The organism is Coprobacter secundus subsp. similis (assembly GCF_015097275.1).
GTDB lineage: Bacteria > Bacteroidota > Bacteroidia > Bacteroidales > Coprobacteraceae > Coprobacter > Coprobacter secundus.
This window is the reverse complement of record NZ_AP023322.1, coordinates 1546642-1561624: the sequence shown is the minus strand read 5'-3', so window position 1 is coordinate 1561624 and position 14983 is coordinate 1546642. Positions and strand designations below refer to the sequence as shown.

At 33.4% G+C, this 14983-nt stretch carries 8 protein-coding genes and 2 pseudogenes; all 10 read right to left on the bottom strand.

All coding sequences use genetic code 11. From position 1 onward, the window contains the following. Positions 1-127: 127 nt before the first annotated feature. The 10 genes and pseudogenes from carB to Cop2CBH44_RS06220 all read right to left on the bottom strand — a co-directional run bounded on the left by carB (position 128) and on the right by Cop2CBH44_RS06220 (position 14974). Positions 128-3346 (bottom strand): carbamoyl-phosphate synthase (glutamine-hydrolyzing) large subunit, encoded by a 3219-nt coding sequence (carB, locus tag Cop2CBH44_RS06260; RefSeq protein ID WP_021931476.1) that lies wholly within the window; start codon positions 3344-3346, stop codon positions 128-130. Positions 3347-3612: 266 nt separating this feature from the next. Continuing rightward, positions 3613-4605, bottom strand: a complete 993-nt coding sequence (locus Cop2CBH44_RS16610; RefSeq protein ID WP_276512464.1) for a M23 family metallopeptidase — start codon at positions 4603-4605, stop codon at positions 3613-3615. A 795-nt stretch (positions 4606-5400) separates the two neighbouring features. Continuing rightward, complete coding sequence (locus Cop2CBH44_RS06250; protein WP_021931479.1) at positions 5401-5607, bottom strand: hypothetical protein; 207 nt, start codon at positions 5605-5607, stop codon at positions 5401-5403. Between the two features lie 18 nt (positions 5608-5625). Beyond that, positions 5626-6750, bottom strand: a complete 1125-nt coding sequence (locus tag Cop2CBH44_RS06245; protein WP_021931480.1) for a DEAD/DEAH box helicase — start codon at positions 6748-6750, stop codon at positions 5626-5628. 382 nt (positions 6751-7132) lie between these two features. After that, on the bottom strand, positions 7133-9226 hold the full coding sequence (gene recG, locus Cop2CBH44_RS06240; RefSeq protein WP_021931481.1) for an ATP-dependent DNA helicase RecG: 2094 nt from the start codon (positions 9224-9226) through the stop codon (positions 7133-7135). After that, the gene (locus Cop2CBH44_RS06235; protein WP_200755725.1) at positions 9219-9899 is read right to left on the bottom strand and encodes a 2-C-methyl-D-erythritol 4-phosphate cytidylyltransferase; all 681 of its coding nucleotides are present in this window, start codon (positions 9897-9899) and stop codon (positions 9219-9221) included. Before Cop2CBH44_RS06235 ends, recG begins: the two co-directional genes overlap by 8 nt. A gap of 241 nt (positions 9900-10140) precedes the next feature. Further along, positions 10141-10791, bottom strand: coding sequence for a hypothetical protein (locus tag Cop2CBH44_RS06230; RefSeq protein WP_200755724.1), 651 nt, complete (start codon positions 10789-10791; stop codon positions 10141-10143). A gap of 299 nt (positions 10792-11090) precedes the next feature. Further along, positions 11091-12023, bottom strand: a pseudogene (locus tag Cop2CBH44_RS06225) (sigma-54 interaction domain-containing protein); the annotation flags it as partial. Positions 12024-12167: 144 nt separating this feature from the next. Next, positions 12168-12401 (bottom strand): annotated as a pseudogene (locus Cop2CBH44_RS16705) (response regulator); the annotation flags it as partial. 110 nt (positions 12402-12511) lie between these two features. After that, on the bottom strand, positions 12512-14974 hold the full coding sequence (locus Cop2CBH44_RS06220; RefSeq protein ID WP_021931485.1) for a hybrid sensor histidine kinase/response regulator: 2463 nt from the start codon (positions 14972-14974) through the stop codon (positions 12512-12514). Between the last annotated feature and the right edge of the window lie 9 nt (positions 14975-14983).

Below are 14983 nucleotides of genomic sequence, written 5' to 3'. Positions count from 1 at the left end.
ATTATTATTAATAGGTAAAGATATGTTTAGGTTTTTATTTTTGTATTTAAGAAAAAGCAGGAAAGAAGTAATAAAAAAACTATCTCAAAGTAGAATTGAGATAGTTTTTTATATGGAATAGAGAGATTTATTTATATTCTTGCCAGCTCTTAATCTGTATATTTTCCATTCTCAGGTTACAGAATGCTTCAATAAATGCACTTGCAAGACGGGCATTAGTAATCAGCGGGATATTGTGGTCGATAGAAGCTCGACGTATTTTGTAACCGTTGGTTAATTCTCGTTTGGTATGGTTTTTGGGGATATTGATTACTAAATCAAAACGATGGTTGGCAATCATATCCATTACATTTTCTTTTCCACTTTCATCTGGCCAAGAAACGACTTTTATATTATCTATGTTATTCTCTGCCAAAAACTTTTGAGTACCGGCAGTGGCATAGATTTCATATCCTTTGGAAGATAGGGTGCGGCATGCCTCTAATAAGTCCACTTTTGATTTTGCAGAACCAGAAGATACCATTACACTTTTTTGAGGAATGGGATATCCTACAGCAATCATGGAGGTTAGTAAGGCTTCATTGAAGTCGTCACCAATACATCCTACTTCTCCGGTGGAAGCCATATCCACTCCTAATACCGGATCAGCATTTTGTAAACGGGCAAAAGAGAATTGAGAGGCTTTTACTCCTATACAGTCGACGTCGAATGCGGTTTTATCTGGTTTTTCGTAGGGTGCATCGAGCATGATACGAGTAGCAGTTTCTATAAAATTACGTTTTAGAACTTTAGAAACAAATGGGAAACTGCGGGATGCTCGTAAATTACATTCAATTACTTTTACATCGTTGTTTTTAGCTAGAAATTGTATATTGAATGGTCCGCTAATATTGAGTTCTTTTGCAATTTGTCTACTTATTTTTTTGATGCGACGGGCTGTTTCAAAATATATTTTTTGAGCAGGGAATACTAGAGTTGCATCTCCTGAGTGAACACCTGCAAATTCCACATGTTCTGATATGGCATATTCTACAACTTCTCCGTTTTGAGCAACGGCATCAAATTCGATTTCTTTCGCATTTTGGAGGAATTGGGATACGACTACTGGATATTCTTTAGAAACGTGGGCTGCAAGTTGTAGAAAATTTTCTAAACCTTCTCGGTCATAACAAACATTCATTGCTGCACCGGAAAGAACATATGATGGGCGTACTAATACTGGAAATCCTACACGTTCAATGAAGGCATCAATTTCTTCTTTACTGGTAAGCTCTTGCCAAGCAGGTTGGTCTATGCCCAATTGGTCAAGCATACTGGAAAATTTGTGACGGTTTTCAGCTCGGTCGATTGATACTGGTGAGGTACCTAAAATGGGAACATTCTGACGATGTAATTTCATAGCCAGATTATTAGGTATTTGTCCGCCAACCGATACGATGACTCCTTTAGGAGATTCCAAATCAATTACATCAAGAACTCTTTCATAAGAAAGTTCGTCGAAATATAAACGGTCACACATATCATAATCTGTTGATACGGTTTCTGGATTATAGTTAATCATGATTGACTTGTATCCTAATTTTCGAGCAGTTTGGGCTGCATTTACAGAGCACCAGTCGAATTCTACTGAACTACCAATACGATATGCACCTGAACCTAAGATGACTACTGATTTATCATTTTTATAATACGGAATATCATGATCACTACCATCGTATGTCAGATATAGGTAATTAGTTAGTTCTGGATGTTCAGATGCCACTGTATTTATCCGTTTTACGGAGGGTAAAATTCCAGCTTTTTTACGGTAATTTCGTACACGAAGATTTTCTGCTTCCATATTTCCAGATGGATTTTCAGTAATACGTGCAATTTGAAAATCAGAGAATCCCATACGTTTAGCTTCCAGTAATATGTCTGCTGGAATTTCTTCGATTTTTTTGTAAGACTGTAATTTTATTTTATAATCGTGTATGTTTTTTAGTTTAGTTAAGAACCATTTGTCTATTTTAGTCAAATCATGTATTTTGTCAATACTGTAACCTTTATCAAAAGCAGTGGATATAGCAAAGATTCGAAGGTCAGTAGGATTAGATAATTCTTTATCAAGGTCTTCAAATTCAAGGTCATTATTGCCAACGAATCCGTGCATACCTTGTCCAATCATACGAAGTCCCTTTTGTATAATTTCTTCGAAGCTTTTACCGATAGACATAATTTCACCTACCGATTTCATGCTGGAACCGATTTGTCGAGATACTCCGACAAACTTACTTAGATCCCAACGCGGAATTTTGCAAATTAGATAATCTAAGTTTGGAGCTACATATGCAGAATTGGGGGTATTCATTTCTCCAATTTGGTCAAGAGTATAGCCTAGTGCTAGTTTTGCGGCAACAAAAGCAAGGGGATAACCCGTAGCCTTAGATGCTAGTGCAGAAGAGCGGCTTAGGCGGGCATTGACTTCTATAACTCGATAGTCGTCTGTTTCTGAGTTGAACGCATATTGGATGTTACATTCTCCAACAATTCCTAAATGACGAATTGTTTTTTTGGATAATTCTTGTAATAGTGTTAGCTCTTTTTCATCGAGTGAACAAGTAGGTGCAACAACGATACTTTCACCGGTATGAATGCCCAGAGGGTCAAAGTTTTCCATACTGGCAACGGTAAAACAATGATCATTTTTATCTCGTATTACTTCGAATTCTATTTCTTTCCATCCTTTTAGGGATTCTTCTACTAATATTTGACTTGAATAAGAAAACGCATTTTCGGCAAGTTCTTTCAGTTCTTGTTTGTTGTTGCAGAATCCACTCCCCATTCCTCCTAATGCATATGCAGAACGGATAATTAGGGGAAAGCCTATTTTTTCTGCTGCATCGAATGCATCTTCCATGCTTTCTACTGCTATGCTTTTTGGGGTTTTTACTTCTATTTCGTCTAGTTTTTTGACGAATAAATCCCTATCTTCGGTACTCATAATAGCTTCTACAGAAGTTCCAAGGACCTCAACTTCATATTTTTTTAATATACCTTTATTGTACAATTCTGCTCCACAGTTTAATGCAGTTTGTCCGCCAAAAGCCAATAATATTCCATCTGGTTTTTCTTTTTTGAAAATCTCTTCAATGAAGTAAGGAGTTACTGGTAGGAAATATACTTTATCTGCGATACCCTCAGATGTTTGTATTGTTGCAATATTGGGATTTACTAATATTGTTTTTATACCTTCTTCTTTCAGTGCTTTTAATGCTTGAGAGCCTGAATAATCGAATTCACCTGCTTGCCCTATTTTTAAGGCGCCTGAGCCTAACACTAAGACTTTTTTGATAGATTTCTGCATAATTTCCGTATAGTTTTTAGTTCATATTTCTTATCTTATAAAAAAAATGCGTTAACTTAAAAAGCCAACGCATTGTATTTAAAAAATGAATAATCATTATAATAAAAAAACGGGAATACACTGTCGTATATTGACAAGAAAGAGTGTTGGGCTCCTATCTTTGTAAGTGTATTATTCATCGGAATCTGTTCTTTGTTTTCAAAATTGTTACAAAGATAGATGAAGTGTTACAAATATTCAAACTTTTCATCTTTTTATTTCGTTTTTTACTTAACTTTTAAGACTTGTCCTGGTCTAAGTTTTGTAGATTTATTTATTCTGTTCAATTTGCACAATTGATTTACGGAAGTATGATATTTTGATGCTAAGGCGTAAAGTGTATCACCTTTTTTTACCCGATGAGTCGCATATTTTGACCCATTTTGATGTTTGCCTGATGAAGCAACGGCTTTTTTAACTGTTGCGTTGTTTTGATTTTTCCCAGAATATCTATTAGTACTGTGTGGATGATATACAAATATATCAGTATGAGGAACTTGGTTTTCAAAATCAAAAATATCATTTGGATTCAGATCTATACCTAAGAAACGGGTTTCAAAATGAAGATGGGGGCCAGTAGAACGTCCTGTATTTCCTCCTAAGGCAATCGGTTCTCCAACTTTTACTATTTGATTGGGGCGTACTAATATTTTAGATAAGTGTCCGTATATAGTTTCCAAACCATTTCCATGTCTTAGCAATACATAATATCCGTAACCTCGAGCATCATATTTAGTGATTCTTACTTTTCCTGAGAATGCAGCTCTAACGGTATCACCTATTTGTAATTTTAAATCTACTCCTCGGTGCATTCTTCGCCAACGAGGACCGTAATCTGAAGTTTTGTATCCTGGTACAGGCATACAATAATCTGCTACATTGATGGCAAAAGAGTCTGGTAATTGAGACATAGATTTTTTATAAGGATTTACCCATTCATTATTCCATTCGTCTCCGTATAAGTCAATTGCAGGAAATTCTTCAGCTTCTTGTTTTAATTTGCGGAAAAAGGTTAAGGAATCTATTAAGCTGATCTCTTTACGAATATTACGTTGATTAGCTAAGAGATCGTGATGCTGTTGATTATGAATATTGTTTGTTGGTTTACCCGGATTAACCTGGGCGGATATTTCAATAAATGGCGTTGTGACGATTAATCCAGTGATAATCAATTGCTTTAGTCCGGTAAGATTCATTATATAAATACGTTTATTTCTCATTTAATTTGTATGAATATAATTTTTACTTAGTCTATTATAAAACAAATTTTCTAGGGGAAAGTAATATTCTTCCCTCTAAATTTATTATAGAAATATAGTGATGTTTTATAATAAGTAAATTATTCATGTAATACATTTAGGCCTTTATTTAAAGCTTACTTTTTCAAAGGTAAAAAAAATCTTCTGAAAATGAGAAGCTTAATTAGCACAAATTAAAACTACGATTATTTAAAAAATAAAATTTTTCGATGTAATAAATTGATTATTAATATAATATATACATATATGTTTTACAGCATATTTGTACATTTTAATATTGTGAGCTTGAGAATTAAATATAAAAAAGATTATATCTGTAATGTTGTAAAATTATTTGTACAGGAAAATATAACTGAAAATAGGATTCCGAAATATATATTTAAGAGGTTTATAGTATAGTTTGTTAAAGTTTTTTTTATTGAAGTTATATCTCAACTAATTATTATAACAATTATATATAGCGATGTTTATAATCTGAGATTTTTGATTTATCATTTGAGTAATTATACTGATTATTTATTTCAATTTTAGTGGTATTTGTTCCTTTGAGATTCTTTGGGGATTCGAAAGGCACATTAGTCTCTGTCGGATATTATGTATAGAGTTTTATTTGATATAAAGAAGAATATTTTTAGATTAGTTTGAGTTTTTTATAGGCTTATATTTTTTTTAATTATTGAAATAGAAAACGTTTCCGAAGTTTATAGTATCTTCATAACACCATAAACTTCGAAAAAGATATATTTATCAGAAGATTTATATATTGTGATTTTTATTTTCTATTTTTACATCTGGTGGGGTAGAAGTGATTTGTCCGGTTTCGTCGATATAAGCTATCATATCTTCAAAACTTTTTTTTGAATTGTTTGCTTTTCGTTCATTTTTTCTTTTTTGTTTTTCTAATCTTTTTGAGATTTTTTTCTTTTCGTTTTCTTTTTTATTAGATGAAATTCTATTTGTCATGTGATTTAGTATATAATTTTAAGCAGAGATAACCTTTTGCTGTATTTTTTGTCCGGTTAATTTTTGTATATTTTTTATGATAGGATATTCTTCCTGGGAGCAAAATGACATCGCGACTCCGGTACTACCAGCTCTTCCTGTACGTCCTATTCTATGTACATAGGTTTCTGCTATAGCCGGTAAGTCGAAATTTATTACTAATTCTAATTGTTGAATATCTATGCCTCGGGCTGCTATATCTGTAGCTACCAAAACTTTAGATTTTCCGGATTTGAAATTGGAAAGAGCATTTTGACGGGCATTTTGAGATTTATCTCCATGTATAGATTCACTTTGTATACCAGCTCTGTTTAATTGTTTTGCAATTTTGTCAGCTCCGTGTTTGGTCCGAGAAAAAATAAGAGTTGATTTTTTTGAGTCAGTATTTAATATGGATAATAGTAGTTCTTTTTTTTGTGCTTTTTCGACGAAATATATTACTTGTTTTACTGTACTTGTGATGGAAGAAGTTGGGGTTACTTCGATAATATTGGGTTGCAAGAGCATTGTGTGTGACAAAGTAACGATATCGTTAGGCATGGTTGCTGAAAAGAATAGTGTTTGTCTTTGTTTGGGTAGTTCAGGTAAAATTTGTTTTATATCATGAATAAATCCCATATCAAGCATGCGATCAGCTTCATCTAAGACAAAATGTTGTATAGAATTTAAATTTACGAGCTTTTGACTCATTAAATCAAGTAAGCGGCCAGGAGTAGCTACTAGAATGTCTATACCTGCATCTAATTGGTCGGTTTGTTGTTTTTGTTTTATTCCTCCAAATATGACAGAATGTTTTATATTAGTGTATTGGCAGTATTCGGTAATACATTCATTTATTTGTAGTGCTAATTCGCGAGTGGGAGTTAAGATTAAGGCTTTGATTGTTTTTTTATTGGAATTACTATTCTTTTTTATTAATTGTTGTATAATGGGAATAGTGAAAGCTGCGGTTTTTCCAGTTCCAGTTTGTGCTATACCCAATATGTCTTTTCCTAATAGAGCTAAGGGAATAGCTTTTTCTTGTATAAGAGTTGGATTTTTATATCCCTTTTTGTTGAGAGCTTTTAAAATAGGTTCTACTATTGATAATTCTTTGAATGTCATAAATAAATGCTGTAAATATTGTACAGACTTTTTTTGATAAAATTAATAATTGACCGGTACATATTGGATAATATGAATCGGTTTGAATGTTTTGGTTACATTCATAACAAGAAAGTTTATAACAATTGATTTCAACAGTAAGAAATGCGGTAGATTATAACCGATATATACAGGAAGAAGATGAAGATCAAAGATGAACTTTATTGCTTTCACTACAAAGATAGGGATTTATTCTTAATAATACATTATAAATACAAAATAATTGAACGGATGATATTATAAAGAAGAAATTTCTGCTATAGATATATCTTTGTATATGTTAAATTCTCAAGTAGTTTTATATGTTAATGTCTTGAACGATAATGACTGACAGTCTCATTATTTAGCTGATAAGACTCCAGTTAAACTTTTTCTTGAATATTTTTTGTAATTGAAGTTTTAATATATGATGTTCTGTCAATATTAATTCTGGGTCTTTTTCCAAAACTTCAGTTGCGATGTCTCGCGCTAATTGTAATATTTGCCCATCTTTAGCTATATTTGCTATTTTTAAATCAAAAGCAATGCCACTTTGTTGTGTACCATCCATGTCTCCCGGCCCTCGTAATTGTAAATCGGCTTCAGATATTTCGAATCCGTCGTTGGTCCTTACCATGATTTCTAGTCTTTTTCGGGTATCTTCTGAAAGTTTGTGAGAAGTCATGAGAATGCAATACGACTGGTCTGCTCCTCGGCCTACACGCCCTCTGAGCTGGTGAAGCTGAGATAGTCCGAATCGCTCAGCATTTTCTATTATCATTACAGAGGCGTTTGGCACATTTACACCAACTTCAATTACAGTAGTGGCTACCATAATGTGGGCTTGACCGGAAATGAATTTTTTCATTTCCACCTCTTTTTCTACAGGTTTCATTTTTCCATGTACCATACAGACTTCATATTCGGGGAAGGCTTCCTGAATATGCTTGAATCCGTCTTCCAAATTTTTTAGATCTGATCGCTCGCTTTCTTGTATTAGTGGATATACAATATAAATTTGTCTGCCTTGCTCAATCTGTTTGCGCATCGATGCATATAGAGCTCCCCGGCGATTATCGTATTGGTGTATTGTTTGTATTGGTTTGCGTCCAGGAGGTAACTCATCTATGACAGATACGTCTAAATCTCCATATACTGTCATCGCTAACGTTCTGGGTATTGGTGTTGCTGTCATTACTAAAACATGAGGTGGTTTGTTATTTTTTTTCCAAAGTTTAGCTCGTTGGGCTACACCGAAACGATGCTGTTCATCGATGACAGCTAAGCCCAAATTAGAAAAGTTGACCGTATCTTCAATCAGGGCGTGTGTTCCTATGGTTATATGGGTATCCCCTGTCAGCAGTCTATTATGTATTAGTTCGCGTTCTTTTTTCTTTGTAGATCCGGTTAATAAGTCTACTTGCAAGCCTAAAGGTTTTACTAACTTATTGATAGTTTCGAAATGTTGTGTTGCCAATATTTCGGTCGGCGCCATTAAGCAGGCCTGGAATCCGTTATCTACAGCCATTAGCATACTCATCAGAGCAACTAAGGTTTTACCGCTTCCTACGTCACCTTGCAAGAGGCGATTCATTTGTTTACCGCTTCCTACGTCTGCCCGTATTTCACGTAAAACTCGTTTTTGAGCATTTGTTAATTCAAAAGGCAGACATTCATGGTAGAATCGGTTGAAGATATCACCTATGATTTCGAATCGGAATCCTCCAAGTTTACGTTGTTGTAATTTGGTAAATCGTAATATATTTAGTTGCAAATAAAATAATTCTTCAAATTTTAAACGAAATTGAGCTTTACGCAATATATCGGGAGATTGGGGAAAATGTATATTTCTCAATGCTTCATTTTTATAGATGACTTGGGCTCTTGCAATAATCCATGCGGGGAGAGTTTCAGAAAGAGCTTCAGGAATCGTTTGCCAGAGATTATACATAATTTTTTGCATTGCCTTGGAATTCAAAAAATGAGTTTTCATTTTCTCTGTCGTATTGTAGTAAGGCTGTAATCCCGGACTTTTGTCAATAGCTTCTATCGGATCTATTTCCGGATGGGCAATATTTAGTTTAGAACCGAATACGTTAGGTTTCCCGAATACTGTATATTCTGTTTGTAATTTATATTTTTCAATTATAAATTTTATGCCTTTAAACCATACTAATTCTATAGTTCCAGTTCCATCGGTAAAGAGAGCGGTAAGTCTTCTTCCTCGGCCTTCTCCTATTGTTTCAAAAGATGTGATGAAACCCCGGAGTTGAATATATGGCATGTTTCCGTCTATCTCACAGATTTTATATGTACGACTTCTATCTATGTATTTATATGGATAGTAAAACAATAAGTCTTCACAAGAAAATATGTTCAGTTCCTTGTTTAGTAGTGCAGCTTTTTGAGGTCCAACACCGGGTAAAAATTTTATGTCACGGGAGGATAAATCAGGCATGGGAAATAAACATTTCTGCTAATAGTAAATCTTGGGGTGTAGTTATTTTTATATTTTCAGTATTCCCAGATATAAGATGCACAGAGTATCCTGCACTTTCGACAACCGAGGCATCATCTGTAAACCATTCGTTATAAGTCTGAGTATAGGCTCTTTTTAGTATATCGGATCTGAATACTTGAGGGGTTTGTACTGCTCTAAATTTTTGGCGGGGGACACTTTTGCTACTTTCGTCAGGCATGATTTCACGTAGTGAATCGATAACTTCTACAACGGGTATTACTGCTCCGAATAATTCAGCTTTTTTAAAAGCATTAGCAATTACCTGCTGTGAAGTGAATGGTCTTACTCCATCATGTACAGCTATTAACCCTGGTTCAGATATAATATTTAGTCCATTATAAACTGAGGCAAAGCGGGTGTTTCCTCCACTTACTACTGTATGTTTTATGTGGAAATTATAATCTTTGCATAGTTGATTCCAATATTCTTGGTGGGAGTGAGGTAAAACAAGGATAATGTGTATGTTATTATCATATTGGTAAAAAGTATTTAATGTATGCATTAAGATAGGATAGTTACCGATTACCTTGAATTGTTTAGGGATTTCACTTCCCATGCGTAGTCCTTGTCCTCCTGCTACAATAATTACATATTTTTTTTTAATCTCCATTCTATTTCCTTTTTACAAAGACAAATTTATAAAAAAATAGAGAGATAATCTTTTTATAAATATATAAAAAAGGCAGGTTAGCCCTCTTTCGGGTTTACCTGCCGTACATCATCCACACAACATCAACATTTTCGGTAAGCGAGAGCAAAAGTTAAATGGTATAACTAATGCAAAGCATAGAAAAGTCGAATGAGTCAACATTTAGCCTATAAAATGCACCAGAGTATAGAGGCTAGTGGAGTTAACAGAATGATTTTTCCGATTTATTTTCGGTAGTATCTTTTTTCTCAGTAGTATTTTTCTTGACAGGATTTTGGGCAAGTGCGAGAGTCTTTTTCTCACATTTTGTTTCAGTAGAATCTTTCTTTTCAGGCTCTTGAACGAAAGCTAAAGACTTGTTTTCTGTTTTGTTTTCAGTAGAATCTTTCTTTTCAGGCTCTTGAACGAAAGCTAAAGACTTGTTTTCTGTTTTGTTTTCAGTAGAATCTTTCTTTTCAGGCTCTTGAACGAAAGCTAAAGACTTGTTTTCTGTTTTGTTTTCAGTAGAATCTTTCTTTTCAGGCTCTTGAACGAAAGCTAAAGACTTGTTTTCTGTTTTGTTTTCAGTAGAATCTTTCTTTTCAGGTTCTTGAACGAAAGCTAAAGACTTGTTTTCTGTTTTGTTTTCAGTAGAATCTTTCTTTTCAGGCTCTTGAACGAAAGCTAAAGACTTGTTTTCTGTTTTGTTTTCAGTAGAGTCTTTCTTTTCAGGCTCTTGAACGAAAGTTAAAGATTTACTTTGAGTGGTATCTTGTTTTTCTGTAGTTTCCTTTTTAACAGGATCTTGGGCAAAAGTTACAGTTGTAAATCCACAGGCTAATACAAACGCTACTGTCAATGCTAACTTTTTCATAATTCATCAATTTTAAATGGTTATTCTATGTTCTTCTATATTTTCGTTGTTTGCTAAAATGTATTCAAGAGCTGTGCCAAAGAGTTTGTGGAAAATATAATATGCTGTTTATCATTTATTTATTTTCTTGTAGATATAGTGAGATAAATATTTGTTTGTGGAAAATTTCTACAATGATGTGGATTTTGTCTACGTAGAAACTGTTTTGAAAGAAATTTTTTTTACTATAAGATAATTGAGATTAGTAAAAAATTTCTTGCTTTTGAGGGGAAATAAAGTTTTTGTTCAAAAATAAAACATTACTCAATGTGGTATAATTTCAGTTTATTGTATAATGTTTTGCGGTCAATATTTAGTAACTGAGCGGCCCGGCTTTTATTATTGCCCGTTTGTTTTAGAGCTTCAAGTATGCGTTCTCGTTCGGTATTGGGATTCTTTAGAGAGAAATCGTTTATAGAAATAGAAGTTTGTACCTCATTGATATTATTTAGTTCTTGTTTAAGTTCTGAAGCTGTTATGTAATCGTTATTGGCTAATAAAGTAGCCCGCCTTACAATGTTTTTCATTTGGCGTAAATTTCCTGGCCAATTATATTGAAGTAGCAGAATAGAGGCTTCGTTGTCAAATCCAAAGATATGCTTATCTAGTTCTTGATTAGCTTGGTCAAGAAAGAAATTTGCAAAGTGAAGTATATCTTCTTTTCTATCTTTTAATTGGGGCATACGTATTGTAAATTCGTTTATTCGATGGTATAGATCTTCTCTAAAAGTCCCATTAGAAATAGCATTTTCAAGATTTTCATTTGTTGCAGTAATTAGACGTATATCTACCATTATTTCTTGATTGGAACCAATTGGCTTTATTCTTCTTTCTTGTAGAGCCCGAAGCAATTGTATCTGGGTTTCATAATTGAGATTACCAATTTCATCTAAGAAAAGAGTACCTCCATTAGCTTCAAGGAAAGCTCCTGTTTTATCGTTGATAGCTCCAGTAAAAGAACCCTTTATATGTCCAAAAAATTCGGATGCTGCTAACTCTTTAGGTATTGCTCCGCAATCGATAGCAATGAAAGGTTTATCTGAACGTTTACTTAGTTGGTGGATTCGGTGAGCAACGTATTCTTTACCTGTGCCACTGGCCCCATTAATAAGTACCGACATTGGAGTAGGAGCTACCAGTTTCACATAATGATATAATTCCTTAGCTGCATCACTTTCCCCTTCTAAATATTCTTGATGGATAGTAACTCTTGTTTTGTTTTCCTTTGGAGAAATATTTTTTAGGGGCTGCTGTATGTCTATTTTTAAAGCTTCTATTATTTTTTTTAAGAGTTCATCAGGATTGATTGGTTTTGATACATAATCTTTTGCTCCAAGTTTCATAGCTTGTACAGCCGTTTGGATTTCTGCATATCCGGTCATAATAATGAGAGGAATAGGATTTTTTTTTATATTCATCCATTCGAGAAGGCTGATACCATCGTGGTCAGGTAAACGAAGATCTGAAAGAATAAGGTCGATATGGTAGTTGTTTAAGATTTTTTGTGCATCCTTTATATTCCCTGCCGTTTCGACTTCAAATTCTTTTTTCTTTAGCCAAGTTTTTAACATCAGGCTGTATGTAGTATCATCTTCAACGATTAATATCCGCTTCATTTATTCCACATATTTCATATGTTATATACAAAGGTAAAATATTTTACTAAAATCGTCTTCTCATTTTAACAATAGTTTTGTTTTTTATATTTTGTGATATTATTTATAAGATTATCGATAAGGTGTAATAAATGAGTTGTTTGTTTATCGATATCTTCATTGAAAGTGTTGTTTTTAAGTCTTTCCAAAGATAGAAGAATTTTTTGCATTTCAGGTATACCAATCATCGTAATTACAGGGAGCATTTTGTGGGCAACAGCTGATATTTCATTTACATTCTTTTGAGAACATGCTATTGTTATCCGTTCTTTATTTTTTTGAGTTTCATTTATAAATGTTTCGATGATTTCTTTAGAAGTTTCAATATCATCGGAAGAAAAGGCTGTTAATATTGAGAAATCAGGTTCTTCTTTTTCATTTTTTCGCGAGATAATATCATTGTTATTTTGTATAGTTACTCCTGTAATTCTTTCTATAATTGCTGACATTTCGGATAGCGAAAAAGGTTTATGTAAACAACCGGCAAATCCTTTCTCAATAAAATAGCTTTCATTTATGTCACTTCTTGCTGTAACGGCTATGATAGGGATGGTATGACCTTGGGAAATATCCGAATTTCTTAAATATTTGAGTAAATCAAAACCATTGATGCCGGGCATTTGTACATCAGTGAATAGTAAATCATATTTATTTTCCCGTAATTCTTTATAAAGGGTATTTGCTTGCCAGCAAGCTTTTGCAACAATCCCTTTTTGCTGTAGTTGAGCTGTAAATAATTCAAGCTGTATGCGGTCATCATCAATAAGCAGTACTTGTAAATTTTTATCTGAAAAATCTTTTGCAATAGATGTCGTTGCTATAGTAGAATTGGTAGTCTGTAAAGGAATTTTTACTGAAAATTTACTGCCTTTTCCTTGTTGGCTTTCCGTATCAATACTACCTTGGAGAAGAGTTACTAATTTTTGTACTATTGATAGTCCTAATCCAAATCCTTCTTCTCCTTGAGCGCTTTTTAGTCGGGTAAATTCTTTGAAAATTTTATTTTGCTCTTCATGGGTCATACCGCAACCAGTATCTGCGATAGAAAAATATAATGTTTTATTTTGTATGTTTACTTCTAAAGATATTTTTCCTTGTGTAGTAAATTTTATAGCATTTGAAAGTAAGTTATTAGCAATTTGTGTAATTCGCAATGGATCACCTATATAATTTTTTTCAAGTTCATCTCCTGCTTTATACTCAAGTTTTAATCCTTTTTGTGTTGCGATTGGAATAAAGCGATTTTTTATTTCTTCGAATAGTTGGAGTGGAATAAAGGACAAATGTTGGACTTCTGCTTTATTTGAATCCAACCTGTAAAAATCAAGGAGATTGTTTACTAATGAAAGCAAATGTTGGGATGATTGCTTCATATTTTGTAGGTAGAATTGCTGGCGTTCGTCTTGTATAAGGCGTTCGAGTAGGTCACTATAACCGATTACAGAGCTTAGAGGAGCTTTGAAATCGTGAGTTATGGTCAACATTAATTTTTCTCTTGAACGTAATAGTTCTTCTGCTTTTTTATTTGCTTCTTCAAGTTCTTTTCGATAACGATGACTTCGGGTAAGGTCACGACCAATAATAATTAAGAAAGCTAAGGCGAGAATTACTGCTACAGCGGCTATACAACCTAATACATATACAGCTTGTTGCCGTATAGCTTGTTGCTTTTTTATTTCGTGTAAGGATACTGATAGTTCTTCTTGCTCATAATCTCGTATGATTTGGTCTATTTTTGCATTTAGAGTCTGGTTATTTCTCCATAGTCTATTACTTTGGATTGAGACTTTTTCTCTTAAATTTTCACGGCTATCGTCAATTTCGGTTCTCAAATTTTGTGACACAGTAACAATACTGTCAATAGGAATATATTTCCTTAAAGAATCAGTATTATTTGTAACAATAACATCATCTTTATTTTCACTAAAAGCATCGGCAAGTCTTTTAAGAAATCTTTTTGGTCTTTGTTTTTTTAATAAAGAGTCTTGTTTTTTCATTATTTGATATTGCTCATGTTGTCTTTGTAATAAAGAGTCTTGTTGTGCAATGATTAAGTCTAAGTTCTTTTCATAGATTTCATTATTTTGTGTAGAGTGCAGAGCTTTAAGTAAATTGATGACATTTTTGCTTTTTTGTCGTAAAAGCGTATTTACGCTATCTATTCTGTTTATTTGTACGGAATCCGTTGCTGTAGACTTTAGCGTATCGAGTGCTGCTAATGCTGTCGTAAGAGATTTTTGGTATCGAGGGAAGTCATTTTTTCTTCCTATAATGAGTGTTTGGCCAATGGCATCTGTTTGATATAGGTAATTTAAAGTTCTATTTATAGCTTTTCGCTTCACCATTAGTTCGGTTTCGTAAGGATTAGGGGTAGTGAGTAAGGCTATTTCTCTTCCAATAAAATAAAAGGAAGAAAGAAGTAAGGCAACCAGTAGAAAATAACTGGTTGCTACTTTTTTTATACTTATATCAGTACGGGTATTTTTCACATTTTTTCT